Source organism: Citrobacter sp. C5_2 (assembly GCF_014596845.2).
In the GTDB taxonomy this organism is placed as follows: Bacteria; Pseudomonadota; Gammaproteobacteria; order Enterobacterales; family Enterobacteriaceae; genus Citrobacter; species Citrobacter werkmanii.
In genome coordinates this window covers 3498464-3525398 of sequence record NZ_CP115032.1, presented here as the reverse complement: position 1 = coordinate 3525398, position 26935 = coordinate 3498464, and the positions used below count along the sequence as shown (strand labels likewise).

Genomic DNA, 26935 nt, shown 5'->3' with positions numbered 1-26935 from the left:
GTTTACGTTATTACATGCCGGTGATGAAGGACTGTAATTGCGCCTCGGATTGAAGACGCTGCTGCAATGAAGAGGCTTCAGTTTTACTGGCGAATGGCCCCATCTGAATACGCCATACCGCGCCGTTTTGCACTACCCGTCCAGGGACGCCAAACTGCTGACTTAAGCGCTTTTGATACTGCTGCGCACGGGTTTGATCGCTAACGGCACCGACCTGAACGACATAGCGTCCGTTGGCCGTAGCGGCTGGCGCGGTAACGGTCGCTGGCGCGGATACCGGGGCAGTTGACGCTGCGGGAGCGGCGGTTACAGGCTGTGTCGCAGGCGTGGGTTCGCTGCCTTCAAGTACACCGGCAGCAAGCGTTGTCGGCGCGCCGAGGAAACCACTGCTGTTGACCGGCGCACCGCTGGTATCCTCGCTTTTCAGCGTGGAATTACTGATAGGGCGGATATCGTTTTGCGCCTGACCCGCATCCGGTGCGGAAGACATCGCGCCGCCACCGCTTAAATCAGGACGAGCCGGCAGGGCATAGGTTTGTTTCGCCACAGTCGTGCAGGCCATACCCGGGCCGGATAATGAACCATCCTGCGCGACGATGATAGGGTCGATACGCACTTTGGTGTTGTTAGACGTGTTCAGTCGATCTGCGGCGGCACGTGAAAGTGAAATGACGCGATCGTTGCCATAAGGGCCGCGATCGTTAATGCGTACGACGATCATCCTGCCGTTTGCCAGGTTGGTGATTCTGGCATAGCTTGGGATCGGCAGCGTCGGGTGCGCAGCGGTCAACTGCATTGGGTCAAACGCTTCACCAGACGCGGTTAAATTGCTTCCAGGCTCCGCATCATAAATAGCGGCAAGCCCGGCCTGGCTAAAACGGGAGGGATCCTGGACTATTTTGTAGCTCTTACCATCACGCTGGTAGTCCTGATTCGCCGTTGGGTTCAGGGGTTCAAAGCGCGGATCGGCCCCGCTGATTTCAACAATCGGACCATTACACACCGCAGGCTGCGGCGCGACAGCAACCTGTTGCTGACCATCATCATTCGAACACGCCGCGAGCATTCCTGCTGCGATGCAGATACCAAGCCACTGCTTACGCATTGCGTACCCCTTACACGCTTTTCGACAACATTTTTCTATGGGTGTGGATCGACATAACAATCCCGAACCCGGCCATCAGCACGATCAGTGCCGAGCCTCCGTAACTGACCAATGGGAGTGGAACCCCAACCACAGGTAGAATACCGCTCACCATACCAATATTTACGAAGACATAAACGAATAATATCAACATTAAACCACCCGCCATGACGCGACCAAAGGTGGTTTGTGCGCGAGCAGCGATCCACAACCCGCGCATAATCAGCAAAATGTACAGCGTCAGCAAAATCAGGATTCCCACCAGACCCAGCTCTTCCGCTAAGACGGCGAAGATAAAGTCAGTGTGGCGTTCGGGTAAAAACTCAAGCTGCGACTGCGTACCGTGCAGCCAGCCTTTACCGCGTAATCCGCCGGAACCAATAGCAATTTTAGACTGAATAATGTGATAGCCCGCGCCCAGCGGATCGGTTTCTGGATCAAGTAACATCATGACGCGCTGACGCTGGTAGTCATGCATCAGGAAGAACCACAGTATCGGAATAAACGCGGCGACCAAAACTACTGCCACACCGATTAAACGCCAGCTTAAACCGGAAAGGAACAGGACAAACAGACCAGAAAGGGCAACCAGAATTGAGGTGCCGAGGTCAGGCTGAGCGGCAACCAGCAGCGTGGGCATAAAAATCAGCACCAGCGCAATCGCGGTATTTTTTAGCGATGGCGGGCAGACGTCGCGGTTGATGAAGCGCGCGACCATCAGCGGCACGGCAATCTTGGCGATTTCAGAAGGCTGAAAGCGCACGATACCCAAATCCAGCCAGCGCTGAGCGCCTTTGGAAATAGCGCCGAAGGCGTCAACCGCCACCAACAGAATGATACAGAAGATATAGAGATAGGGCGCCCAACCTTCATAAACCCTGGGGGGAATTTGCGCCATCACCACCATGATGACCAGACCCATCGCGATCTGGCCGACCTTACGCTCCATCATGCCAATATCCTGGCCGCTGGCGCTCCAGATGACCAGCGAGCTGTAGACCAGCAGAGCCAGCAAAATAAGCAACATTGTGGGATCGATGTGGATTTTGTCCCAAAATGTTTTTTTGTTCGGATTATCCGTCACGATTATTGGTCCTCAGCTGCTGCAACCGCTGGGTTTTCCGCAGGCAGATTGGTGTTGTTGTCGCCCAACATAATGTGGTCAAGGATCTGGCGCATAATCGTCCCCACAGCCGGACCCGCGCCGCCGTTTTCAAGGATCATGGCGACAGCGACCTGGGGTTTATCATAGGGTGCGAAGGCCGTCATTAATTTGTGGTCACGTAAACGTTCGGCGATCTTATGCGCGTTATAGGTTTCATTCGCTTTCAGGCCAAAGACCTGTGCGGTACCGGATTTCGCCGCAATTTTGTAAGGCGCGCCAGCGAAATATTTATGTGCAGTCCCGTTAGGGCGGTTAGCGACACCGTACATACCGTCTTTGGCGATTTCCCAGTAACCGGAATGAATATCGCCCACGGGCGGTTCGTGCGGCTGAACCCATGGCACTTGCTTGCCATTTTCTGCCGTGCTCATCAGCAGATGCGGGACTTTTACCAAACCGTCGTTGATAAGGATCATCAGCGCTTTACTCATCTGGATAGGGGTTGCCGTCCAGTAACCCTGACCGATGCCGACCGGAATGGTATCACCCTGGTACCATGGTTTTTTAAACCGTTTTTGCTTCCATTCACGGGTTGGCATGTTCCCGGAACGTTCTTCGGCAAGATCAATACCCGTATATTGGCCATAGCCAAACTTGCTCATCCACTCGGAAAGCCGGTCTATCCCCATATCATAGGCGATTTGATAGAAAAACGTATCCGCGGACTCTTCCAGGGAGCGGGTAATGTTCAGGTGGCCGTGACCCCATTTTTTCCAGTCGCGGTAACGTTTCTCAGAGCCGGGTAACTGCCACCAGCCCGGATCGAACAGACCGGTATTGCGGGTGATGACGCCCGCGCTTAACGCAGAAACCGCCACGTAAGGCTTAACCGTCGACGCTGGAGGATAAACGCCTTGCGTGGCGCGATTAACTAATGGGGTATTCGGATCATTGAGCAACCCGGAGTAATCTTTACTGGAGATGCCATCCACAAACAGGTTCGGGTCGTAGCTTGGCATGGAGACCAGCGCCAGAACGCCACCGGTACGCGGGTCGGTGACCACCACGGCGGCGCGGCTACCTGCCAGCAGCGTTTCAATATACTGCTGGAGCTTCAAATCCAACGTGAGGTAAATATCATGCCCGGCCTGCGGCGCGACCTCTTTCAACTGACGAATGACACGACCGCGGTTGTTGACTTCAACTTCTTCATAGCCGGTCTGCCCATGCAGTACGTCTTCATAGTAACGTTCAATACCGAGCTTACCAATATCATGCGTCGCAGCGTAGTTAGCCAGTTTGCCGTCTTTGTCCAGGCGGTCCACGTCTTTATCGTTGATCTTCGATACGTAGCCAATCACGTGGGTCAGGGCGGAACCGTAAGGGTAATAGCGGCGTTTATAGCCTTTAACTTCAACGCCAGGGAAGCGATATTGATTTACGGCAAACCGTGCGACCTGAACTTCCGTCAGGTTGGTTTTTACCGGAATAGAGGTGAAGCGGTGTGAACGGGCGCGCTCTTTTTTAAACGCGGCAATATCGTCATCCGTCAGGTCTACGACGTTGCGCAGCGCGTCAAGCGTATCCTGAATGTTGTCTACCTTCTCCGGCATCATTTCAATCTGATAAATGGTGCGGTTAAGGGCAAGCGGAATTCCATTACGGTCATAAATAATGCCGCGACTGGGAGGAATGGGTACCAGTTTAATGCGGTTTTCGTTCGAACGGGTCTGATAATCAGTAAAGCGAACGATTTGCAGATTATACAGGTTGGCGATCAGCACGCCGGTCAGCAGCAAAATCCCCAAAAAAGCGACCAGCGCCCGGCGCACAAACAGCGCGGACTCAGCCGAATAGTCGCGAAAAGAATTCTGTAGTTTCATCCGCTGCTTAATCTACTCAAGAATCAATGATCACTCACGGTGATAAGGATGGTTGGTGGTAATGCTCCACGCCCTGTACAGACTCTCTGCGACCAGAACCCGAACAAGAGGGTGAGGTAGGGTTAATGCAGAGAGTGACCAGCTTTGTTCCGCCGCGGCTTTACAGGCGGGAGAAAGACCTTCCGGCCCGCCGATCAGCAGACTGACGTCACGACCGTCCAGTTTCCAGCGCTCCAGTTCGGTCGCCAGTTGCGGCGTGTCCCAGGGTTTGCCCGGAATATCAAGGGTGACGATGCGGTTTTTGCCTGCGGCGGCCAGCATCTGCTCACCCTCTTTGTCGAGAATGCGTTTAATGTCCGCGTTCTTGCCGCGTTTTCCTGCCGGGATTTCGATCAGCTCAAAGGGCATATCTTTCGGAAACCGACGCAGATATTCGGTAAATCCGGTTTGTACCCAGTCAGGCATTTTCGTACCCACAGCGACAAGTTGCAGCTTCACGCATTAACTCCAGAGTTTTTCCAGTTCATACAGGCGACGGCTTTCTTCCTGCATCACGTGGACAATCACATCGCCGAGGTCAACGACGATCCAGTCAGCGACGTTCTCGCCTTCCACGCCGAGCGGCAGCAGGCCGGCAGTGCGGGACTCCTGAACAACGTGATCTGCGATAGACATAACGTGACGGCTGGATGTACCGGTACAGATAATCATGCAATCAGTGATACTGGATTTACCCTGAACGTCTAAGGCGATGATGTCTTGACCTTTCAGGTCATCAATTTTGTCGATTACAAAATCCTGGAGTGCTTTACCCTGCAAGTGTTCCCCCTGGGTGAAAAGAGTTAAAAACGTCTGTTAGTATACCTGAACCAGAGGCGATATCGGGACAAATGTCTCCGAAAGCGCTTTTGAAGTGCGCTATCATCCCACCCCACGCCACAGAATGCATCGCCATTTTTGTAAAACAATTTCTGCAAAGCTCTGAAGGGCGGGAAAAGTCAGGTTGCGGAGGATAACAGCCTGTCAGGGGGTGTCAATGGGAGAGAGGCCCTTCGGCAGAAAAAACCGCGCATTCACTCCCCGTCGTCCCATACGGCCCGGCTGTTAAGCACTTTCAGAACCGCGAAATCGTCACATAAATCTATTGCGCTCCAGCAGCCTTGTTCGACGCGGAAATGCCACATTGCCGCAGCCGGCATGGACAGCAGGCGGGCGATCAACACGCTCAGCACGCCCTGATGACTCACCACCAGCAGGTTTTGACACGCTTTATAATCGGCAAGTTGGGCAATGAAGCGTTCAACCCGCTGAGAAAATGCCTGAAAGCCTTCGCCATTTGTTGGCGTTGCGTTCTGCCAGTCGTTACACCATAAGGCGTAATTTTCAGCGTCTTCGCGCGCTAAATCGCGATGGTGGCGCATTTCCCAGTCACCAAAAAACATCTCATTCAGTTCAGGCATAATGCGCACAGGGAGGTCGCGATCGCCTAAGATCAACCGGGTTGTATGGCGGGCGCGTTCGAGTTCGCTGCAAAGAACATTGTCGACAGGAAGATTGCGTAACAGCTTGCCCACTGTTTGCGCCTGTGCGATCCCCCGCTCCGTTAGCGAGGTGGGGGCGTGGCCGCTGTATAATCCGGCGACATTGGCGTCGGTTTCGCCATGCCGTACTAACCAGAGTCTCATGTTTTCCTCGTGAAGCTATTCGCACAAAATATGATGTTTGCCCTGATTGCGCAGAGTTTTTTCACTAAAATACCCTTTTTTACGTGGAGCGGCACGATGTCTTTATTGAAGAGCGCGCATGGTGGGAATACCCGAGAAGCCGCCGAATTGTTGGGTATCTCGCCTGAACAATTGCTGGATTTTAGCGCGAATATTAACCCGCTGGGTATGCCGGCAAGTTTAAAACGCGCGATTATCAACAATCTGGACTGCGCGGAGCGTTACCCGGATGTCGATTACGCTCAACTGCATGCGGCGCTGGCGGAACATCATCAGATCCCGGCCTCGTGGATCCTGGCCGGAAACGGCGAGACCGAGTCTATTTTTACCCTGGTGCATGGCCTTAAGCCACGTCATGCGATGATCGTCACGCCCGGATTTGCGGAATATCGTCGGGCGTTGCAATGGGGGGAGTGTGCGATTCATGAATTTGCGCTGCGTGAACAGGATGGCTGGCAGCTTACCGAGGCGATTCTTGATGCGTTAACCTCTGAGCTGGACTGCCTGTTTCTCTGTACGCCTAACAATCCCACCGGTTTACTGCCAGATAACCACCTGCTACGTGAGATTGCCACCCGTTGTGAGCGGCTTGGGATCAATCTGATCCTTGATGAAGCGTTTATTGATTTTATTGCCGGTGAGCCGGGATTTATCCCGCTGCTGCACGGGAATCCACATATTTGGGTGCTGCGCTCGTTGACTAAATTCTATGCGATACCGGGATTGCGTTTGGGGTATCTGGTCAACAGTAACCAGCACGCCGTTGCACAGATGCGTAGCCAACAAATGCCGTGGTCAATTAATGCGTTTGCTGCCCTTGCAGGCGAGATTATTTTACGCGATAGCGCCTATCAGCAGGCGACGTGGAAATGGCTGGAGCAAGAGGGCGCGCGGTTTGATCAACAGTTGCAAGAACTGTCCGGCCTGACGGTGTATCCCGGCCGGGCAAATTATCGTTTATTACGCTGCGATCTGGCGGATGTTGATCTGCAACGCGCCATGCTCGAACAACATGTTTTAATCCGCAGTTGCGCTAACTATCCGGGGCTGGATACGCGCTATTATCGCGTAGCCGTTCGCAGCATGGAAGAGAATAACCGACTGCTGGCGGCATTACGCAAGGCGCTTAGCGGTACAACCCTTGTTGATTGATATAGTCAAGCACAGCGCCCGGCAGTAAGTCGTCGCACGGCTCCCCTTTTTCCAGGCGCTCGCGGATCAGCGTGGCGGAGATGTTAAACCACGGCGTTTCGGCCAGGTAAATTTTCCCGCAGGGCAGGTTGTGCAGGTCTTCCGGCGAATGGGTCAGATGATCCTCCAGCCACTGCTGGTGCTTTTCCTGCGCCATCTCGAGTGGGTAGCCCGGGCGTCGGCACACAATAAGATGCGTGTTACCCAAAATCGTGTCGTAGTCATGCCAGGACGGAAAGGTAAGCAGCGAGTCCTGACCAATAATAAACGCTAACGGCACGTCCGGACCTTGCTCTTCACGCCACTCTTGTAGCGTTTGTGCGGTGTAGGAGGCGGTATCGCGTTTGAGTTCGCGTTCATCCAGAGAAAACAGCGGCTTATCAGCAATGGCCAGTTCAACCATGCGCTTACGTTGTTCGCCGGACGCTTCTGGTTGCGCGCGATGTGGCGGCACGTTATTGGGCATGATGATGACCCGGGAAAGGCCAATCAGATTAGCCAGAATTTCAACCGGTTTAAGATGACCATAATGCACCGGATCAAAGGTGCCGCCGAACAGAGCCTGCAATGATTTCATATCAACCATCAATAAAAACATCGGCCAGCGATTTATGGCAGAGCAAAAGGGAAAGTCCCTCAAGTTCCGCCCACACTGACTGACCATAGTCTTGTTTAAGCGTAATTTCCGTACGCGTTAACAGCGTCACGGCCTGGCGCAACTGTGCCGGATTTAGCCGGTTAAGCGCGTCTCCCATCATGCCACGGCGATTTTGCCACACACGATGTTTATCAAACAACGTGCGTAAGGGGGTATGGGCCGACTGCCGTTTCAGGTTGACCAGCAACAGCAATTCGCGCTGTATCGTACGCAGTAAAATAACCGGCTCGCTGCCCTCAAGGCGTAACTGTTGCAGGATGTGCAGTGCGCGCTTGCTTTTGCCCATCAGCAGCGCATCCACCCAGTGGAATGGGGTAAAGTGCGCGGCATCGTTAACGGCTTTCTCCACGCGAGGCAGCGTGAGTTTGCCATCAGGCCACAGCAACGCTAACCGCTCAAGGGCTTGCGCCAGTGCTAACAGGTTACCTTCATAGCAATAGCATAATAGCTGATTGGCTGCGTCATCCAGTTGCAGGTTGTTAAGTTTCGCTCTCGCGGCAACCCAGCGTGGAAGCTGTGCTTGTTCCGGCGTCTGGCAGCTAACCTGAACCGCGTTATTCGCCAGCCCGGTATACCATGCGCCGTTTTCCTGCGCCTTAGTCAGTTTGTTGCCGCGAACAATCAGCAGCAGATCGTCATGAAGCAAAGTAACGAGCGAAGCGAGTTGTTCGTTAATGGCGGCATTGGGGCCATTTTCAGGCAACTGCAGGAGTAGCGTTTGACGGCTGGCAAACAGGCTCATCGCCTGGCAGAGTGAAAATATTTCTCCCCAGTCGGTGCTGGTGTCCAGAGTAAAAGCGTGGTGTTCTTCGAATCCTTGCGTTGCGGCAGCCAGACGGATGGCATCCTGGCTTTCCTGCAATAAAAGGGGATCGTTGCCCAGTAGTAAATACGCCGCGCGCAGCCCTTCATTGAGCTGTGCGCGGAGTTGTTCAGGGTACAGCTTGAGCATCAGTTACCCAGCGTGGTGGAAACACGCGCCGGAGATGACGCAGGCGCTGCAGGTTTCGTCGCTGCTGGCTCAGCATCCACACTGGATGACTGAGTATCGGCCAAATGTACGCTTGGCAGCTTACGAATCAACTGTTCTGCCGCTTTGTCGTACATCTCTTTGATGATCATGTCCTGCTCGTTATCCTTCGCCAGTGCAGCCTGTGGGTTGTCAAAGAACGAACGATAAACTTTGGCGCTGATGGGGTAAATATCATGTCCCGGAATCAGTACGGTAGCGCTTACGGACATCACCATCTGGTATTCAGCCGTTTGACCATTCTGGAATACCGACGCCGTATCCTGCGAAATGCTGACCGCGCCAAGGCGTAAGGACGTCACATCTTTGCGCATGGTACCGTCTTCAAGCAGCGTAACGCCGTTCAGACGCAGCTGATTACGCACCGCGCGGCTTAATGGGCCATTCGGATCGCCAGAGTTCAGGATCATGGTTTTCATTGAGGGTGGAACCTGCGTAGTACTACGCAGATGCCAACCACATCCGGCGGTGACCAGCACCGCCAGAGATAACAACAATGTTGTCAGAAGTCGCACGCTTCCTCCCGCGCTTAGCCAACGACCAGATTGAGGAGTTTACCCGGTACGTAAATCACTTTACGCACGGTAACGCCATCAAGATATTTTGCCACCAGGTGTTCCTGGCCAGCACGTTCACGAACCTGTTCTTCAGTGGCGTTTACCGGAACGGTGATTTTGCCACGTACTTTACCGTTAACCTGAACGACAACCAGCGTTGAGTCTTCAACCATAGCGCTTTCGTCAGCTACTGGCCACGGTGCGTTATCGATATCGCCTTCGCCTTTCAGCGCCTGCCACAGGGTGAAGCAAACGTGTGGGGTGAACGGGTTAAGCATACGCACAACGGCCAGCAACGCTTCCTGCATCAGGGCGCGGTCCTGCTCGTCTTCCTGCGGCGCTTTCGCCAGCTTGTTCATCAGTTCCATAATCGCCGCAATTGCGGTGTTAAAGGTCTGACGACGACCGATATCATCGGTGACTTTAGCGATAGTTTTGTGTACGTCGCGACGCAGCGCTTTTTGATCTTCGCTCAGAGCAGCAACGTTCAGGGCAGCAACATCACCTTTAGAAGTATGCTCGTAAACCAGTTTCCAGACACGTTTCAGGAAGCGGTTAGCCCCTTCAACGCCGGATTCCTGCCATTCCAGGGTCATGTCAGCCGGAGAGGCGAACATCATAAACAGACGCACGGTGTCCGCGCCGTAACGCTCAACCATTACCTGCGGGTCGATGCCGTTGTTTTTGGACTTGGACATCTTGCTCATGCCGGTATACACCAGTTCATGACCTTCGGCGTCCTTCGCCTTCACGATACGACCTTTTTCGTCGCGTTCAACGATGGCATCAACCGGAGAAACCCAGTTACGCTCGCCGTTAGCGCCGACGTAATAGAACGCATCAGCCAGCACCATGCCCTGACACAGCAGTTGTTTAGCCGGTTCGTCAGAGTTCACCATGCCCGCGTCGCGCATCAGCTTATGGAAGAAGCGGAAGTAGAGCAGGTGCATGATGGCGTGTTCGATACCGCCAATGTAGATATCAACTGGCAGCCAGTAGTTAGCGGCCTCTGGATCCAGCATGCCTTCGTTGTACTGCGGGCAGGTATAACGCGCGTAGTACCAGGAGGACTCCATAAAGGTATCGAAGGTGTCGGTCTCACGCAGCGCAGGCATGCCGTTAATGGTGGTTTTCGCCCACTCAGGATCGGCTTTGATCGGACTGGTGATGCCGTCCATGACCACGTCTTCCGGCAGAATAACCGGCAGTTGATCTTCTGGTGTCGGCAGCACGGTACCGTCTTCCAGCGTCACCATCGGAATCGGCGCGCCCCAGTAACGCTGACGGGAAACGCCCCAGTCGCGCAGACGATAGTTAACTTTACGTTCACCCACGCCTTTTGCGACCAGCTTGTCAGCAATGGCGTTGAAGGCAGCTTCGAAGTCGAGGCCATCGAACTCACCGGAGTTAAACAGCACGCCTTTTTCGGTCAGAGCTTGTTCCGACAGATCCGGCTCTGCGCCTTCGGCGGTCAGAATGACCGGCTTGATGGTCAGGCCATATTTGGTGGCAAATTCGTAGTCGCGCTGATCGTGACCCGGAACGGCCATCACTGCGCCAGTGCCGTATTCCATCAGGACAAAGTTTGCCGCCCAAACCGGGATCTCTTCGCCAGTCAGCGGGTGAACGGCTTTAAAGCCAGTGTCGACGCCTTTTTTCTCCATGGTTGCCATTTCGGCTTCAGCAACCTTGGTGTTGCGGCATTCGTCAATAAAGGCGGCCAGTTCAGGGTTATTCGCGGCGGCTTTCTGCGCCAGCGGATGACCTGCGGCAACGGCCAGGTAGGTCGCACCCATAAAGGTGTCCGGACGGGTGGTATAGACGGTCAGCGTGTTGTCGTAACCGTTCACGTCGAAGGTGATTTCCACACCTTCAGAACGACCGATCCAGTTGCGCTGCATGGTCTTAACGGTGTCCGGCCAGTGATCGAGGTTATCCAGATCGCGCAGCAGTTCGTCAGCGTAAGCGGTGATTTTAATGAACCACTGCGGGATCTCTTTACGCTCAACTTTGGTATCGCAACGCCAGCAGCAGCCGTCGATAACCTGCTCGTTGGCAAGAACGGTTTGATCGTTCGGGCACCAGTTGACTGCAGAGGTTTTCTTATATACCAGGCCTTTTTTATACAGCTCGGTGAAGAACTTCTGTTCCCAACGGTAGTATTCCGGGGTGCAGGTCGCCAGCTCGCGGCTCCAGTCATAACCAAAGCCCAGCATTTTGAGCTGGTTTTTCATGTAGGCGATGTTGTCGTACGTCCACGGTGCCGGAGCGGTGTTGTTTTTAACCGCAGCGCCTTCCGCAGGCAGACCGAACGCATCCCAGCCAATGGGCTGCAGTACGTTTTTGCCCAGCATACGCTGGTAGCGGGCGATCACGTCACCGATGGTGTAGTTACGTACGTGGCCCATGTGTAGTCGACCAGAAGGATAGGGAAGCATAGACAGGCAGTAATACTTCTCTTTGCTCTCGTCTTCGGTCACTTCAAATGTGCGCTTCTCATCCCAGTGAAGCTGTACTTTGGATTCTATCTCTTCCGGGCGGTATTGCTCTTGCATGGCAGCCAGTGGTCCTGTTTTCAATACAGCTACAAACGTAGCTCTAGATGTGGTGTTTCAGATCCGCATAGCATAGCCCAAACGCCCGCGCCAAAACAGCCTTTCGCGCATTCAGCGTTGAATTCCCGCAAGGATAATTCTTGCACGAATTTACACACTCTGTGGACAGTCTTGCAAAGCGTAGCGTAAATAACGTCTATTATTATAGACAGTTAACGACCCAGGAGGTGAAGTGATGAACAAGGTTGCTCAATATTACCGTGAACTGGTGGCTTCACTGAGCGAACGCCTGCGTAACGGCGAACGCGATATTGATGCGCTGGTGGAGCAGGCGCGTCAGCGAGTTATGCAGACCGGGGAGTTAACGCGAACCGAGGTGGAAGAGGTCACCCGGGCCGTCAGACGCGACCTGGAAGAGTTTGCGTTGAGTTATGAAGAGAGTCTCGATGAAGAGACTGATAGCGTCTTTATGCGGGTTATCAAAGAGAGCATCTGGCAGGAACTGGCCGATATTACTGATAAAACGCAGCTCGAATGGCGCGAAGTGTTCCAGGATCTTAGCCATCATGGGGTTTATCACAGCGGCGAGGTGGTCGGCCTGGGCAATCTGGTCTGCGAGAAGTGCCACTTCCATTTAGCGGTATACACCTCGGATGTACTGCCGCTGTGCCCGAAATGCGGCCATGACCAGTTTCAGCGTAGACCGTTTGAGCCGTGATCCCTTATTGCCGGATGGCGACGCGAAGCGTCTTATCCGGCCTACAAACTGCACGATTTTGTAGGCCGGATAAGCGTTAGCGCCATCCGGCGTGTATTAGGCGTAAAACTTCAGCCGTTCTGCCAGCAAATCGACAAACCCCTGGCGATCAACGTCCACCATCACGGTTGCGTTAGGTTTATTGCCGCTCAGGAAATAGTAGTCCACCACCGTCATCCCCTGGGTATATTTGCCCTGCGTTTCCACGCCAACCCAACGCTCAACGGTAGTAAACAGTTCAGGTTTCAGCAGCCAGGCAATGGTACACGGGTCGTGCAGTGGCGCGCCGATGAATCCCCATTTTTCGTCTTTATGATATTCAAAGAAAAAGTCGAGTAGTTCAGCCACGATCGTCGAAACAGGGTTGCCGATAGCGCGGAATCGCTCGGTATCTTCACGGTGTATTTGCGCTTTATGCGTGACGTCCAGACCTGCCATCACCACTGGGATACCCGACTGGAATACGATCTCAGCGGCTTCAGGATCGACATAGATATTGAATTCCGCCGCGGGCGTCCAGTTCCCGAGGCCCATCGCACCGCCCATAATCACGATACGGGCGATTTTGGCGTGCAGCTCAGGATGGCTGTTCAGAAGCAATGCCACGTTAGTTTGCGGCCCGGTGGAGACAATCGTGACCGGTTCCGGGCTTTCGCGCAGGGTTTTCGCCATCAGTTCTACGGCGGTACAGTCCAGAGGAGCGAAAGCGGGTTCCGGCAATGCCGGGCCATCCAGCCCACTCTCACCGTGGACGTTATCGGCAATAATCAGATCGCGCATCAGCGGTTTTACGGCTCCGCCGGCTACAGGGATATCCGTACGGTTGAGTAACGTTAACATGCGTAATACGTTACGCAGCGTTTTGTCGGGCGTCTGGTTGCCGGCAGAAGAGGTGATTGCTTTCACATCCAGTTCAGGTGAGGCGAGGGCGAGAACAATTGCGATAGCGTCGTCATGACCTGGATCGCAATCAAACAGGATAGGAAGTGCCATTGTTGCTCCTTGTAAGTGGGACTTTGTGACAAGGTTAACGCTGGGCTGTACCTGTTTCGAGGAGTGAAGAGATAAAGCGTGAGGTGACGCGCACATAGCGGTGCGCGCCAGCAAGATTAGTGCAGGATTTTCGCGAGGAAGTCTTTGGCGCGGTCCGATTTCGGATTGGCGAAGAACTCTTCTTTCGGTGAGTCTTCAACAATTTTCCCTTCATCCATGAAGATCACCCGGTTCGCCACTTTCCGCGCAAAGCCCATTTCGTGGGTAACCACCATCATGGTCATCCCTTCATTGGCCAGTTCAACCATAACGTCCAGCACTTCGTTGATCATTTCAGGGTCAAGCGCAGATGTCGGTTCGTCAAACAGCATAGCGATGGGATCCATGCACAGCGCCCGGGCGATGGCGACACGTTGTTGCTGTCCCCCGGAGAGCTGAGCCGGAAACTTTTCGGCATGGGCCGCCAGACCGACACGCTCCAGCAGCTTCTGCGCTTTTGCGCGGGCAGGCGCTTTATCGCGTTTAAGCACTTTTACCTGCGCCAGCGTCAGGTTTTCAATGATCGACAGATGTGGAAACAGTTCAAAGTGCTGGAACACCATGCCCACACGGGAGCGCAGTTTGGCCAGATCGGTTTTTTTGTCGTTCACCACGGTGCCATCAACCGTGATGACGCCCTGTTGTACCGGCTCCAGACCGTTCACGGTTTTGATAAGCGTGGATTTACCGGAACCTGAAGGACCGCAGACCACGACCACTTCACCTTTTTTCACTTCCGTAGAGCAGTCGGTCAGCACCTGAAAGTGACCATACCATTTAGAAACATTTTTCAGGGTAATCATTAAACTGTCCTTTTCTTCAAATAGCTGACCAACAACGATGCGCTCAGACTGAATACAAAATAAACGGCGCCAGCAAACAGGATCATTTCAACCTGCGTGCCGTCACGCTCGCCAATGGTGGAGGCGGTACGGAAGAAGTCTGCCAGACTTAATACATAGACCAGCGAGGTATCCTGGAAGAGTACGATACCCTGGGTAAGCAGCAGCGGCACCATCGCGCGGAAGGCCTGCGGCAGAATAATGAGCTTCATCGACTGCCAGTGGGTCATCCCCAGCGCCAGCGCGGCGCTGGACTGCCCGCGAGAAATACTCTGGATCCCCGCCCGAATAATCTCTGAGTAGTACGCGGCTTCAAACATTGAAAACGCGACCATCGCCGAGATCAGGCGAATATCGGTCTTTGGCGACAAACCCAATACGTTTTGCAGGAAGCCGGGCACAATCAGGTAGAACCACAGCAGTACCATCACCAGTGGAATGGAACGGAATACGTTGACGTAGCCTTTCGCAAACCAGGCAATCGGCGCGAAGCTGGACAGACGCATGACGGCCAGGATAGTTCCCCATACGATACCAATGACGACCGCCGTGACGGTAATTTTCAGCGTGATCATCAGCCCATCCAGCAGATACGGCAGGGAAGGGACAATAGAACTCCAGTCAAATTCGTACATTATTTGCCTCCCATATTGCCCGGCAGGCGGATCTTGCGTTCGACGAGATTCATCACCAGCATGATGACAGCGTTAATCAGCACGTAGGCCAGAGTAATGGCCGTAAACGATTCCCAGGCGTGGGCGGAGTAATCCAGCAGTTTCCCCGCCTGCGCCGCCATATCGACCAGGCCGATAGTAGAAGCGATCGCGGAGTTCTTCACCAGGTTCATCATCTCTGAGGTCATTGGCGGAACTATCACGCGGTAAGCGTTTGGCAGCAGAACATAACGATAAGCCTGCGGCAACGTCAGCCCCATCGCCAGCGCAGCGTTTTTCTGTCCACGAGGTAGAGACTGAATAGCAGCGCGAACCTGCTCGCAGACGCGCGCGGCGGTAAACAGCCCCAGACAAAGCATGGATGAAAGGAAGAACTGAATATTGGGATCCAGTTCCGACTTGAACCACATACCAATGTTTTCCGGCAACAGTTCAGGAATGACCAGATACCAGGTAAAAAATTGGACAATGAGCGGAACGTTACGAAACAGCTCAACGTACAGCGTGCCGATCCCGGCAAGGAAGCGGTTGGGAACTGTACGTAAAATGCCGAATAAAGAACCGATGAGGAAAGCGATAATCCAGGCCGTAATGGATAACGCGACCGTGACCTGGAAACCACTCCAGAGCCAGCCGAGATAGGTGGTGTTGCCGAACGGGGCTTGTTGTAAAAAAATGCCCCAGTTCCAGTCTATAGACATAAATCTACTCCAGAAAAAAAAAGGGTAGCAGCGCTACCCTCGAAGATTGTTATTCAGCGTTTTGCGGTTTTCAGGCCTGATGGGGAACGACCATCAGGCTTATAGTCTGTCCGTGCCGAGTAGCAATCGAGAGGGAGGGGAAGCCTCCCATTTATTTTAGTTAGTTAAGCGCTTTATCATTCGGTTCTTTGAACAGAGCTTTCATCTCATCTGACAGTTCGAAATTCATGTTCAGGTTCTTCGGTGGAATTGGGTTTTTAAACCACTTATCAAACCATTTTTCCGCTTCGCCTGAGGTCTGCGCCTTGGCGATCGTGTCGTCCATCAGTTTTTTGAACTCAGGGTCATCTTTGCGCAGCATGCAGCCATAGGCTTCCTGAGACTGCGGCTTGCCGACGATCTCCCAGTTGTCTGGTTTTTTCGCCTTCGCGCGTTCGCCAGCCAGCAGGGCGTCATCCATCATAAAGGCAACGGCGCGACCGCTTTCCAGAGTACGGAAAGAGTCACCGTGGTCTTTCGCGCTGATGATGCGCATGTCCATTTTTTGTTCTTCGTTCAGCTTGTGCAGCAGCACTTCTGAGGTGGTGCCCGAAGTCACGACCACGGCTTTGCCTTTCAGGTCAGCGAAATCTTTGACGTCGCCGCCTTTTTTCGCCAGCAGACGGGTGCCGACAACGAAAATGGTGTCAGAGAATGCCGCTTGTTTTTGACGCTCGACGTTGTTGGTGGTGGAACCACATTCAAAGTCGAAGGTACCGTTTTGCAGCAGCGGGATACGGTTCTGTGAGGTAATCGGGATCAGTTTTACCTGCAGGTCAGGCTTGTTGAGTTTTTTCTTCACGGCTTCAACGATGGCGTTGGAGTAATCCTGTGAATAACCGACCACTTTTTGCTGATTATCGTAGTAAGAAAACGGTACCGATGATTCACGGTGACCGACAACGATAACGCCATTTTTGGCGATCTTGTCCAGCGTGCTGCCTGCCGCTGGTGCCGCATCTTCTGCGTGCGCCAGACCAGCGGACATTCCCATGACCAGCATGGCAGTGGCGAGCTTACGTAATTGCATATCCAACTCCTTTATCGTCTGCGCCAGGGACGCATTGATACCCATTGTGATGTTGTTATTGTTTGCTACTTAAACGTGCAGTCTTGTATATGTTTGTTAACATTTAGTTTGGATGAATGTAAAGAATTTGCTGTGTTATTGTTTATTTTTGCGAAGTGCGCCGCACCATTTGGGGGCAAAAATATCTTGTTGCACATTTCAGGTGCTACCAAAGATCAACTTTGGTGCGACCAGGTTGCACATTCAGCCAAAACTGCGTTTGCCTTGTATAACAAAGCAATAGACGTGCCAGAATGGGCAAGGTAGGGAGTTTGTCGGCCGGATAAACAAAGTCGTTATCCGGCCCGGGGAAGGAAGGTTATTTACGACGCTGGCGCAGGCTCATTACCAGCGCGCCAAAGCCAAACAGTGCGGTAAGCAGCCATAGCGGCCAGTTACCGGTACGGGCATACGGGGTTAAGCCCGTGGTTGGCGTTACGCTGGTGGTCAGAACCTGGCGGGTAAACTGCGGGATCATCGCCTGAATCTCACCCTGTGGACCAATCACCGCCGTAATACCATTGTTGGTGCTACGCAGCAGCGGGCGCGCCAGTTCCAGGGAACGCATACGCGCCATCTGGAAGTGCTGCCATGGGCCGATAGACTTACCAAACCACGCATCGTTAGAGATGGTGAGTAGATAGTCCGTATCCGGGCGGAAGTTATCACGAACCTGTTCGCCAAGAATGATTTCGTAGCAGATTGCTGCGGTCAGCTTAAAGCCGTGTGCATGCAACTGTGGCTGCACATACGGCCCGCGGCTGAACGACGACATAGGCAGGTCAAAGAACGGCGCTAATGGGCGCAGGATCGATTCCAGCGGGACAAACTCGCCAAACGGTACCAGATGGTTTTTATTGTAGCGGTTACTGGAGTCGTAGCTGTACGGGCTGTCTTTACCCAGCGTGATGATGGTGTTGTAGGTGTCGTAACGGTTCTGCTTATTCAGCCGCGCGTCTACGATACCGGTAATCAACGTGCTGTTTTTCGATTTCAGCAGATCATCCATCATGCTCAAAAAACGCTGCTGGTTAATTTCCAGGTCCGGGATAGCGGACTCCGGCCAGATGATCAGCTGTGATTTACCCATTTCGGGCTGGGTGGCGTCGAGATAAATTTTCAGCGTGTTAAGTAGCTGACCCTCATCCCACTTCAGTGACTGCGGAATGTCACCCTGTACCATCGAAACCTGAGTTGTTTTTTCCGGCTCAAGCGTATACCACTGGATATAGCGCAGCGGGAAGGGCAGAGCGAAAAGCACCACGCCAGCAATCAGCGGTTTCCAGTTGCGCGTCACCAGCGCCAGCGCCAGCAGGCCGCTGACCATCATCAGCAGGAAGTTAATCGCTTCAACGCCCATCACCGGCGCCAGCCCTTTTAACGGGCCGTCAATTTGGCTGTAACCAAACTGCAGCCACGGAAATCCGGTCAGGACCCAGCCGCGCAGGAACTCGGTTATCTGCCAGACAACCGGCGCGGCAATGGCGACGCGTAGCCAGGTTGTCTTCGGCCACAGGCGTGACAACACGCCAGCAAACAGACCGGTATAGAGTGAAAGGTAGGCGGCAAGCAGTACCACAAGGAAAACGTTAACCGGACCTGGCATACCGCCAAACTGCGCGATGCTGACGTAGACCCAGTTAATGCCGGAGCCAAACAATCCCAGGCCCCAGAAGTAGCCGATAGCGGCTGACTGAAGTGGACGGCGGTTGAGGGTGAGAGCCTGCAGGCCCATCAGCGATACGATCGCCGCAGGCCAGATGTCATACGGAGAGAAAGCCAGCGTCCCGCAGGCACCGAATAATAACGCCAGCAGCAGGCGAATGCGCTGGCGTTCAATTAGTGAGGCAAATGCCATGTAGTCTTAGATCCAGTTTCGGGTTTATTCGTCCAGTTTGGGCTGGGGTGAGTCGTCCGGAATTCTGACATGAACCTGAATAATACGACGGCTGTCGGCCATTGCCACTTTGAACTGGTAACCATCAATGTCGATAGTCTCCCCACGAGCGGGAAGATGACCAAAGGCCTGCATGACCAGACCGCCAATGGTATCGACTTCTTCGTCGCTAAAGTGGGTGCCAAAGGCTTCGTTGAAGTCCTCAATTGGCGCCAGCGCGCGAATGGTCCAGGTGTGGCGACTGAGCTGACGGAAATCAATATCGTCTTCTTCGTCGTACTCATCTTCGATTTCACCAACGATCAGTTCAAGGATGTCCTCAATGGTCACCAGACCAGAGACACCGCCGAACTCGTCGATGACGATAGCCATATGATAACGCTGGGAGCGGAACTCTTTCAGCATGCGGTCAACACGCTTGCTTTCCGGTACGACAACCGCCTGGCGTAACACTTTCTCCATGCTGAAGGCTTCGGCATCGCTGCGCATAAACGGCAGCAGATCTTTGGCCATCAGAATCCCTTCAATGTGATCTTTGTCTTCGCTGATCACCGGGAAACGCGAGTGGGCTGACTCGATAATGACATCGAGGCATTCATCCAGGGTCTGGTTGCGTTTCAGGGTAATCATTTGAGAGCGGGGGATCATGATGTCGCGAACGCGCTGGTCCGCAATGTCCATCACCCCTTCGAGCATATCTCGCGTATCTTCATCGATAAGGTCGTTCTGCCCGGAATCACGGATCAGCTCCAACAATTCGTCACGGTTTTTGGGTTCACCGTGGAAAAGTTGGCTCAGTAACAGGGAAAAAAATCCCTTTTTGCTGGTTAACGTGTCACTACTGTGTGAATTGTCGTCGCTCATGGCGTCGTATGGGTTCTCATGTTAGTTAATAGGTCGCTCAATGCGCGTAAACTCAGCGCATGGCTTCATGGGAAGCCCGGGCTGATGCCCGACGGCTTATTCCTTCTCGGCAATGTACGGATCCTCATAGCCCAGAGCAAGCATAATCTCTGTTTCAAGGGATTCCATTTCTTCCGCTTCATCATCTTCGATATGGTCGTAGCCGAGTAAATGCAGGCTACCGTGCACCACCATGTGCGCCCAGTGGGCCTCAAGCGGTTTACCTTGCTCCTGCGCTTCTTTCTCAACCACCTGGCGGCAGATGATCAGATCGCCCAGCAGTGGCATCTCAATGCCCGGCGGGGCTTCAAACGGGAAAGAGAGCACGTTGGTTGATTTATCTTTCCCGCGATAGGTCAGGTTCAGCTCGTGGCTTTCCGCGTCATCAACCAGGCGAATCGTCACTTCAGACTCTTCCTGAAACTGCGGGATTACCGCATCCAGCCAGCCCTGAAACTGACTTTCTGTGGGTAAACCAGATTCGTCTTCACATGCCAGCTGTAAATCGAGAATAACCTGACTCATTTTTGCTCCTGCTCCTGAGCTTCGCGCTTGCGTTCCGCTGCCAGCTCGGCTTTTCGTTTCTGTTCTGCTTCTTCCCAGGCTTCATACGCCGTGACGATACGGGCGACTACCGGGTGGCGAACCACGTCTTCGCTATGGAAGAAATTAAAACTAATCTCGTCGACTTCGGCCAGCACCTCAATGGCATGACGCAGACCGGACTTAGTGCTACGCGGCAGGTCAATCTGAGTGATATCGCCGGTGATGACCGCTTTGGAGTTAAAGCCGATACGGGTCAGGAACATTTTCATCTGTTCGATGGTGGTGTTCTGGCTCTCATCAAGAATGATGAACGCATCGTTTAAGGTACGACCGCGCATATAGGCCAACGGTGCCACCTCAATGACGTTACGCTCGATCAGCTTTTCGACCTTCTCAAAACCGAGCATTTCGAACAGCGCGTCATACAGCGGACGTAAATAGGGATCGACTTTCTGACTCAGATCGCCTGGCAGGAAGCCCAGTTTTTCGCCGGCTTCCACTGCCGGACGGGTCAGCAGAATTCGACGGATCTCCTGGCGCTCAAGCGCATCGACCGCAGCGGCAACCGCAAGATACGTTTTACCCGTACCCGCAGGGCCAACGCCGAAGGTGATGTCGTGATCGAGGATGTTAGCGATGTACTGCGCCTGGTTCGGCGTACGCGGTTTAATCACTCCGCGCTTGGTTTTGATATTCACCGCTTTGCCAAATTCCGGCACGCTGTCCGCGCTTTGCTCAAGCACACGCGCTTCTTTAATCGCCAGATGAATTTGCTCAGGTTCAATGTCCTGCGTCTGACCGCGCATTGGGGCGGTATCGACATACAGGCTGCGTAAAATATCAGCCGCAGCGGTGACGCAAATTGGGCGACCGGTCAGCTTAAAGTGGTTATCCCGACGGTTAATTTCGATGCCGAGGCGACGTTCAAGCTGTTTGATGTTGTCATCAAATGGACCGCAAAGGCTCAACAGACGGGCGTTGTCTGCGGGTTCAAGGGTGATTTCGCGAGTGTCTATGTTCAAACTGTTCCTCTTTAGCATGTCTCGCCGGACGCTGAACATTTACCGGCATCTAAGGAAATTATTCACGCCATAGGGAAAAGGCGCAAGCATTGCAATAAATATGGGGACTGCGGGAGGAAATACAAGGCCCGTCAGAGCTGACGGGCCAGAAGATTAAGGCTGGTAAATACCGACGCCCAGATCGTTTTCTTTGCGGGTACGTGCAATGACCGACTCAGGGGATTCTGCGATGCGCAGGCCCATTTCGTCTTCGGTGCGCACCACTTTACCGCGCAGGGAGTTCGTCCAGACATCGGTAATTTCAACATCCACAAACTTACCGACCATTTCCGGGGTGCCTTCAAAGTTCACCACGCGGTTGTTTTCGGTACGCCCTGACAACTCCATGATGCTCTTACGTGATGTGCCTTCAACCAGAATACGCTGGGTTGTGCCGACCATACGGCGGCTCCAGGCCATGGCCTGCTGGTTAATTCGCTCCTGCAGGATATACAGACGCTGTTTTTTCTCTTCTTCCGGTACGTCGTCAACCATATCGGCAGCCGGGGTGCCAGGACGCGCAGAGAAGATAAAGCTGTAGCTCATGTCAAAATTCACGTCAGCAATCAACTTCATGGTCTGCTCGAAATCCTGTGTGGTTTCGCCAGGGAAGCCAACGATGAAATCCGAGCTAATCTGAATATCCGGACGCGCCGCGCGCAGTTTGCGAATGATCGCTTTGTATTCCAGCGCGGTATGGGTGCGTCCCATCAGATTCAGTACGCGATCTGAACCGCTCTGTACCGGCAGGTGCAGGAAACTCACCAGCTCCGGCGTATCGCGATAAACTTCAACGATATCATCGGTGAATTCGATCGGATGGCTGGTGGTGAAGCGGATACGGTCAATGCCGTCGATCGCCGCAACCAGGCGCAGCAGGTCAGCAAAAGATCCTGTCGTGCCATCATAGTTCTCACCGCGCCAGGCGTTCACGTTTTGCCCCAGCAGGTTCACTTCACGCACGCCTTGCGCCGCAAGCTGAGCGATTTCAAACAGGATGTCATCCGCCGGGCGGCTGACTTCTTCACCGCGGGTGTAGGGCACCACGCAGTAAGTACAATATTTATTACAGCCTTCCATGATGGACACAAACGCGCTTGGACCTTCAGCACGCGGTTCCGGCAGGCGGTCAAACTTTTCGATCTCCGGGAAACTGATATCAACTACCGGGCTACGGCTAGTGCTTCCACGTACTTTGTTGATCATTTCCGGCAGGCGATGCAGAGTCTGCGGCCCAAAAATAATATCGACGTAGTGGGCGCGCTGGCGAATATGATCGCCTTCCTGAGATGCGACACAGCCACCGACACCGATGATGAGATTGGGATTTTTCTCTTTTAACAGCTTCCAGCGGCCCAACTGATGGAAAACTTTTTCCTGAGCCTTCTCACGGATTGAGCAGGTATTCAGCAGCAGCACATCCGCTTCTTCCGCCACGTCGGTCAGTTGATACCCATGAGTGGCATCCAGCAGATCGGCCATCTTCGATGAATCGTATTCGTTCATCTGACAGCCCCAGGTTTTAATATGGAGTTTTTTGGTCATCGACTTGCTCTTGCGAAATTGTGGCTGAAATGCAGGGCGCATAGTGTACTGCTTTGGCGCGGTTGTGACCAGTATGACGGATGTCAGCCTCAAGGGGTAAAAAATCCTGTAAACTTACACAATACATGTAACAGGATGATTGACCACATGACAAATCAACCAACGGAAATTGCCATTGTCGGCGGGGGGATGGTCGGCGGCGCGCTGGCGCTTGGACTGGCGCAGCATGGATTTACGGTAACGGTCATTGAACATGCCGTTCCCGCGCCGTTTGTGGCTGATGGACAGCCCGATGTCAGAATTTCCGCCATTAGCTCCGCCTCGGTGTCGTTGCTGAAAGGGCTGGGGGTCTGGGATACGGTTCAGGGTATGCGCAGTCATCCTTACCGTCGTCTGGAAACGTGGGAATGGGAAAATGCCCATGTAATGTTTGATGCCGCTGAGCTTAAGTTACCTTTACTGGGTTATATGGTGGAAAACACGGTTCTGCAACAGGCACTCTGGCAGGCGCTGGAAGCCCACCCGAAAGTCACGCTGCGCGTACCGGCGTCATTGATCTCTCTGCATCAACATAACGATCGGCATGAGCTTGTACTGGCTGGCGGTGAGAAAATCAGCGCGAAGCTGGTGATCGGCGCGGACGGCGCAAATTCTCAGGTGCGGAAAATGGCCGGGATTGGTATTCATGCCTGGCAGTACGCGCAGTCCTGCATGTTAATCACCGTACAATGCGAGAACGCACCCGGCGACAGCACCTGGCAACAATTCACGCCTGACGGTCCGCGCGCATTTTTACCGCTGTTTGATAACTGGGCCTCGCTGGTGTGGTATGACTCACCGGCGCGTATCCGCCAACTGCAGGGTTTGGGCATGTCGCAACTGCAGGTGGAGATCGCCAAACACTTCCCGTCGCGACTCGGCAACGTTACACCAGTGGCGGCGGGGGCATTCCCGCTTACGCGTCGTCACGCGCTACAATATGTCCAGCCAGGTCTGGCGTTGGTGGGCGATGCCGCGCATACCATTCATCCGCTGGCGGGGCAGGGCGTTAATCTGGGGTTCCGTGATGTGGATGCGCTGATTGACGTGCTGGTTAATGCGCGCAGCTACGGTGAATCCTGGGCCAGTCAGCCGGTACTGAAGCGCTATCAGAATCGTCGTATGACTGATAATTTCATTATGCAGAGTGGGATGGATCTGTTCTACGCCGGATTCAGCAACAACCTGCAACCGCTGCGTATCATGCGTAATCTCGGGTTAATGGCCGCAGAGCGCGCAGGCGTACTGAAACGTCAGGCCTTGAAATATGCGTTAGGATTGTAATTCAGGCAGGCCTACGGGGGAAATACGTAGGCCTGATAAGCGGAGCGCCATCAGGCGATAAACGCAGAAAAGCAAAAAGCTCGCCGAAGCGAGCTTTTTTAATATGGCTGGGGTACGAGGATTCGAACCTCGGAATGCTGGTATCAGAAACCAGAGCCTTACCGCTTGGCGATACCCCAACGGGCGCACCCACAATGTGGACGACTTTTGAAATTGGCTGGGGTACGAGGATTCGAACCTCGGAATGCCGGAATCAGAATCCGGTGCCTTACCGCTTGGCGATACCCCAACAATATTTTGGCTTTACCGAACGAGTCGATACGTCCTTAATATGGTGGCTACGACGGGATTCGAACCTGTGACCCCATCATTATGAGTGATGTGCTCTAACCAGCTGAGCTACGTAGCCATATATTACTTATTCTTCGATGGCTGGGGTACCTGGATTCGAACCAGGGAATGCCGGTATCAAAAACCGGTGCCTTACCGCTTGGCGATACCCCAATGACCGTTGCGGTAAACCGCTATATCGAAGAAAAAAATGGCTGGGGTACCTGGATTCGAACCAGGGAATGCCGGTATCAAAAACCGGTGCCTTACCGCTTGGCGATACCCCATCCGTGCAACGCTTACGGGTGAATGGTGCGGGAGGCGAGACTTGAACTCGCACACCTTGCGGCGCCAGAACCTAAATCTGGTGCGTCTACCAATTTCGCCACTCCCGCAAAAAAGATGGTGGCTACGACGGGATTCGAACCTGTGACCCCATCATTATGAGTGATGTGCTCTAACCAGCTGAGCTACGTAGCCATCTTTTTTTTCGCGTAACCTTATCGGCGTTGCGGGGCGCATTATGCGTATTGAGCCCTGAAGCGTCAACCCCTTTTTCATTGAAAATAGCTGGAATGTGACTGTTTGGTTAGGTTGCGAACAGCATGGCGCAATATTCGGCAATTATTAGTTATTAATTGTTTTTTTGCACAGAAAACAGACATAAAAAAAGAGCCCCGTAGGGCTCTTTTCTAAGGATTAACTTATTTATAAGCGGACTGATGTACGCCAACCGCACGACCAGAGGGATCGTTCATGGTTTTAAACGCTTCATCCCATTCAATCGCTTTGGCAGAAGAACAGGCTACTGATGGCCCGCCAGGCACACATTCCGCCGCGCTGGCAACCGGGAACAATTCTTCAAAAATCTCACGGTACAAATACGCTTCTTTAGACGATGGCGTGTTGTAAGGGAAACGGAAGCTGGCGGTTTCCAGTTGTTGGTCAGAAACTTGCTCAGCAGCCACCTCTTTCAAGGTATCGATCCAGCTGTAACCGACACCATCAGAGAACTGCTCTTTCTGACGCCATGCGACGCTGGCAGGCAGGTAAGATTCAAAACATTCGCGCAGCACATGTTTTTCCATTTTGCCGTTGCCGCACATTTTATCCTGCGGGTTGATGCGCATCGCCACATCAAGGAATTTCTTATCCAGGAAGGGCACGCGAGCTTCCACACCCCAGGCAGACATCGCTTTGTTGGCACGGGCGCAGTCGAACATATGCAGCGCCTGCAGCTTACGCACGGTTTCTTCATGCAGCTCTTTCGCGTCTGGCGCTTTGTGGAAATAGAGATAGCCGCCGAATACTTCGTCAGAGCCTTCACCCGACAGCACCATTTTAATGCCCATCGCTTTAATTTTACGCGACATTAAGTACATCGGCGTTGAGGCGCGGATCGTTGTGACATCGTAGGTTTCGATGTGATAAATCACGTCGCGGATAGCATCCAGACCTTCCTGCACGGTGAAGTGGATCTCATGGTGCACGGTACCCAGATGGTTCGCGACCTCTTGCGCGGCTTGCAGATCCGGTGCGCCTTCCAGGCCGACGGCGAAGGAGTGCAACTGCGGCCACCAGGCTTCGCTACGTTCCTGATCTTCAACACGGCGCGCCGCGTATTTTTTCGTAATCGCGGAAATGACCGAGGAATCCAGACCACCGGACAGCAGTACACCATAAGGAACATCTGACATCAGATGGCTTTTCACCGCATCTTCCAGCGCCTGACGCAGCTCGTTTTTATCGGTCACGTTGTCTTTGACCGCATCGTAATCAAACCAATCACGCTGATAATACTGACGAATTTCGCCGTCCTTACTCCACAAATAGCTACCGGCCGGGAATTCTTTGATTGTGCGACATACCGGAACCAGGGCTTTCATTTCAGACGCGACGTAGAAGTTACCGTGTTCGTCGTACCCCATATACAGTGGGATGATCCCGATGTGATCGCGACCAATCAGATAAGCGTCCTGTTCGCTGTCGTACAGGGCAAAAGCAAACATGCCTTGTAGGTCATCCAGGAACTCCGGGCCTTTTTCCTGATACAGCGCGAGGATAACTTCGCAGTCTGAACCGGTCTGGAACTGATAGCGATCGCCGTATTCCGCGCGCAGCGCCTGATGGTTATAAATTTCACCGTTAACCGCCAGGATATGCGTTTTCTTCACGTTGTACAGCGGCTGAGCACCGGCATTGACGTCGACAATGGACAGACGTTCGTGCGCCAGAATGGCGTTATCACTGGCGTAAATACCTGACCAGTCCGGGCCGCGATGGCGCATCAGACGAGATAATTCCAGGGCTTTTTTACGCAGTTCAACTGCGTCAGTTTTAATATCGAATACGCCAAAAATAGAACACAT

Annotated in this window: 24 protein-coding genes and 7 tRNA genes; 3 read left to right on the top strand and 28 right to left on the bottom strand. The window is 53.4% G+C overall.

The features are described from left to right. Window positions 1-10 precede the first annotated feature (10 nt). The 6 genes from rlpA to ICA20_RS17240 form a co-directional block, all read right to left on the bottom strand. Window positions 11-1105 carry an endolytic peptidoglycan transglycosylase RlpA gene (rlpA, locus tag ICA20_RS17265; RefSeq protein ID WP_038638749.1) on the bottom strand — a complete coding sequence of 365 codons (1095 nt, stop codon included), beginning with the start codon at window positions 1103-1105 and terminating at the stop codon, window positions 11-13. A gap of 10 nt (window positions 1106-1115) precedes the next feature. After that, the gene (gene mrdB / locus ICA20_RS17260; protein WP_006685529.1) at window positions 1116-2228 is read right to left on the bottom strand and encodes a peptidoglycan glycosyltransferase MrdB; all 1113 of its coding nucleotides are present in this window, start codon (window positions 2226-2228) and stop codon (window positions 1116-1118) included. A gap of 2 nt (window positions 2229-2230) precedes the next feature. Next, entirely contained in the window at window positions 2231-4132 is a 1902-nt protein-coding gene (mrdA, locus tag ICA20_RS17255) for a peptidoglycan DD-transpeptidase MrdA (RefSeq protein WP_006685528.1), read from the bottom strand. 30 nt (window positions 4133-4162) lie between these two features. After that, complete coding sequence (gene rlmH / locus ICA20_RS17250; protein ID WP_003022725.1) at window positions 4163-4630, bottom strand: 23S rRNA (pseudouridine(1915)-N(3))-methyltransferase RlmH; 468 nt, start codon at window positions 4628-4630, stop codon at window positions 4163-4165. A 3-nt stretch (window positions 4631-4633) separates the two neighbouring features. Further along, complete coding sequence (rsfS, locus tag ICA20_RS17245) at window positions 4634-4951, bottom strand: ribosome silencing factor (protein WP_003022728.1); 318 nt, start codon at window positions 4949-4951, stop codon at window positions 4634-4636. Between the two features lie 254 nt (window positions 4952-5205). After that, window positions 5206-5817, bottom strand: coding sequence for an adenosylcobalamin/alpha-ribazole phosphatase (locus tag ICA20_RS17240; protein ID WP_038638753.1), 612 nt, complete (start codon window positions 5815-5817; stop codon window positions 5206-5208). A gap of 96 nt (window positions 5818-5913) precedes the next feature. On the opposite strand from ICA20_RS17240, the gene cobD reads away from it, so the two are divergent. Then, a complete protein-coding gene (gene cobD, locus ICA20_RS17235) occupies window positions 5914-7008 on the top strand; it encodes a threonine-phosphate decarboxylase CobD (RefSeq protein ID WP_038643073.1) in 1095 nt (364 codons plus the stop codon). On the opposite strand, the gene nadD is transcribed toward cobD, so the two are convergent. The 4 genes from nadD to leuS are packed head-to-tail and all read right to left on the bottom strand — an operon-like array spanning window position 6983 to window position 11847. After that, on the bottom strand, window positions 6983-7624 hold the full coding sequence (gene nadD / locus ICA20_RS17230; RefSeq protein ID WP_087857163.1) for a nicotinate-nucleotide adenylyltransferase: 642 nt from the start codon (window positions 7622-7624) through the stop codon (window positions 6983-6985). The genes cobD and nadD overlap by 26 nt on opposite strands. Before the next feature lies 1 nt (window position 7625). Beyond that, on the bottom strand, window positions 7626-8657 hold the full coding sequence (gene holA, locus ICA20_RS17225) for a DNA polymerase III subunit delta (RefSeq protein WP_038638754.1): 1032 nt from the start codon (window positions 8655-8657) through the stop codon (window positions 7626-7628). Next, window positions 8657-9250 (bottom strand): LPS assembly lipoprotein LptE, encoded by a 594-nt coding sequence (gene lptE / locus ICA20_RS17220; protein ID WP_038638758.1) that lies wholly within the window; start codon window positions 9248-9250, stop codon window positions 8657-8659. Before lptE ends, holA begins: the two co-directional genes overlap by 1 nt. Before the next feature lie 14 nt (window positions 9251-9264). Continuing rightward, window positions 9265-11847, bottom strand: a complete 2583-nt coding sequence (leuS, locus tag ICA20_RS17215; protein WP_110498575.1) for a leucine--tRNA ligase — start codon at window positions 11845-11847, stop codon at window positions 9265-9267. Window positions 11848-12082: 235 nt separating this feature from the next. Between leuS and ICA20_RS17210 the strand changes: the two genes are divergently transcribed. Continuing rightward, the gene (locus ICA20_RS17210; protein ID WP_038638764.1) at window positions 12083-12565 is read left to right on the top strand and encodes a zinc ribbon-containing protein; all 483 of its coding nucleotides are present in this window, start codon (window positions 12083-12085) and stop codon (window positions 12563-12565) included. Window positions 12566-12661: 96 nt separating this feature from the next. Here ICA20_RS17210 and rihA read toward each other — a convergent pair whose 3' ends face one another. The 10 genes from rihA to miaB form a co-directional block, all read right to left on the bottom strand. Then, window positions 12662-13597 carry a pyrimidine-specific ribonucleoside hydrolase RihA gene (gene rihA / locus ICA20_RS17205; RefSeq protein ID WP_038638767.1) on the bottom strand — a complete coding sequence of 312 codons (936 nt, stop codon included), beginning with the start codon at window positions 13595-13597 and terminating at the stop codon, window positions 12662-12664. Between the two features lie 116 nt (window positions 13598-13713). Continuing rightward, window positions 13714-14439 (bottom strand): glutamate/aspartate ABC transporter ATP-binding protein GltL, encoded by a 726-nt coding sequence (gene gltL / locus ICA20_RS17200; protein WP_000631392.1) that lies wholly within the window; start codon window positions 14437-14439, stop codon window positions 13714-13716. Further along, window positions 14439-15113, bottom strand: a complete 675-nt coding sequence (gene gltK, locus ICA20_RS17195) for a glutamate/aspartate ABC transporter permease GltK (protein WP_038638772.1) — start codon at window positions 15111-15113, stop codon at window positions 14439-14441. The genes gltL and gltK overlap by 1 nt, the downstream gene beginning before the upstream one ends. Further along, a complete protein-coding gene (gltJ, locus tag ICA20_RS17190) occupies window positions 15113-15853 on the bottom strand; it encodes a glutamate/aspartate ABC transporter permease GltJ (RefSeq protein ID WP_038638776.1) in 741 nt (246 codons plus the stop codon). Before gltJ ends, gltK begins: the two co-directional genes overlap by 1 nt. Before the next feature lie 160 nt (window positions 15854-16013). Continuing rightward, complete coding sequence (gene gltI / locus ICA20_RS17185; RefSeq protein WP_003022762.1) at window positions 16014-16922, bottom strand: glutamate/aspartate ABC transporter substrate-binding protein GltI; 909 nt, start codon at window positions 16920-16922, stop codon at window positions 16014-16016. Between the two features lie 358 nt (window positions 16923-17280). Further along, window positions 17281-18819 carry an apolipoprotein N-acyltransferase gene (gene lnt / locus ICA20_RS17180; RefSeq protein WP_038638779.1) on the bottom strand — a complete coding sequence of 513 codons (1539 nt, stop codon included), beginning with the start codon at window positions 18817-18819 and terminating at the stop codon, window positions 17281-17283. A gap of 24 nt (window positions 18820-18843) precedes the next feature. Further along, the gene (gene corC / locus ICA20_RS17175; protein WP_038638785.1) at window positions 18844-19722 is read right to left on the bottom strand and encodes a CNNM family magnesium/cobalt transport protein CorC; all 879 of its coding nucleotides are present in this window, start codon (window positions 19720-19722) and stop codon (window positions 18844-18846) included. A 96-nt stretch (window positions 19723-19818) separates the two neighbouring features. Further along, window positions 19819-20286, bottom strand: coding sequence for an rRNA maturation RNase YbeY (gene ybeY, locus ICA20_RS17170; protein ID WP_003835559.1), 468 nt, complete (start codon window positions 20284-20286; stop codon window positions 19819-19821). Next, complete coding sequence (locus ICA20_RS17165; RefSeq protein WP_019076268.1) at window positions 20283-21329, bottom strand: PhoH family protein; 1047 nt, start codon at window positions 21327-21329, stop codon at window positions 20283-20285. The genes ybeY and ICA20_RS17165 overlap by 4 nt, the downstream gene beginning before the upstream one ends. A 153-nt stretch (window positions 21330-21482) precedes the next feature. Next, complete coding sequence (gene miaB, locus ICA20_RS17160) at window positions 21483-22913, bottom strand: tRNA (N6-isopentenyl adenosine(37)-C2)-methylthiotransferase MiaB (RefSeq protein WP_038643077.1); 1431 nt, start codon at window positions 22911-22913, stop codon at window positions 21483-21485. 147 nt (window positions 22914-23060) lie between these two features. On the opposite strand from miaB, the gene ubiF reads away from it, so the two are divergent. Then, complete coding sequence (gene ubiF / locus ICA20_RS17155; protein WP_038638790.1) at window positions 23061-24236, top strand: 3-demethoxyubiquinol 3-hydroxylase; 1176 nt, start codon at window positions 23061-23063, stop codon at window positions 24234-24236. A 104-nt stretch (window positions 24237-24340) separates the two neighbouring features. Here ubiF and ICA20_RS17150 read toward each other — a convergent pair. From ICA20_RS17150 to asnB, 8 genes are all read right to left on the bottom strand, one after another. Further along, window positions 24341-24415: transfer RNA gene (locus ICA20_RS17150), tRNA-Gln, on the bottom strand. 35 nt (window positions 24416-24450) lie between these two features. After that, window positions 24451-24525 (bottom strand) — tRNA-Gln (locus ICA20_RS17145). A gap of 43 nt (window positions 24526-24568) precedes the next feature. Next, a tRNA-Met gene (locus ICA20_RS17140) sits at window positions 24569-24645 on the bottom strand. Between the two features lie 20 nt (window positions 24646-24665). Beyond that, window positions 24666-24740: transfer RNA gene (locus ICA20_RS17135), tRNA-Gln, on the bottom strand. Between the two features lie 38 nt (window positions 24741-24778). After that, a tRNA-Gln gene (locus tag ICA20_RS17130) sits at window positions 24779-24853 on the bottom strand. A gap of 23 nt (window positions 24854-24876) precedes the next feature. After that, window positions 24877-24961: transfer RNA gene (locus ICA20_RS17125), tRNA-Leu, on the bottom strand. Window positions 24962-24969: 8 nt separating this feature from the next. Further along, window positions 24970-25046, bottom strand: a tRNA-Met gene (locus ICA20_RS17120). Window positions 25047-25270: 224 nt separating this feature from the next. After that, window positions 25271-26935, bottom strand: a complete 1665-nt coding sequence (asnB, locus tag ICA20_RS17115; RefSeq protein ID WP_038638793.1) for an asparagine synthase B — start codon at window positions 26933-26935, stop codon at window positions 25271-25273.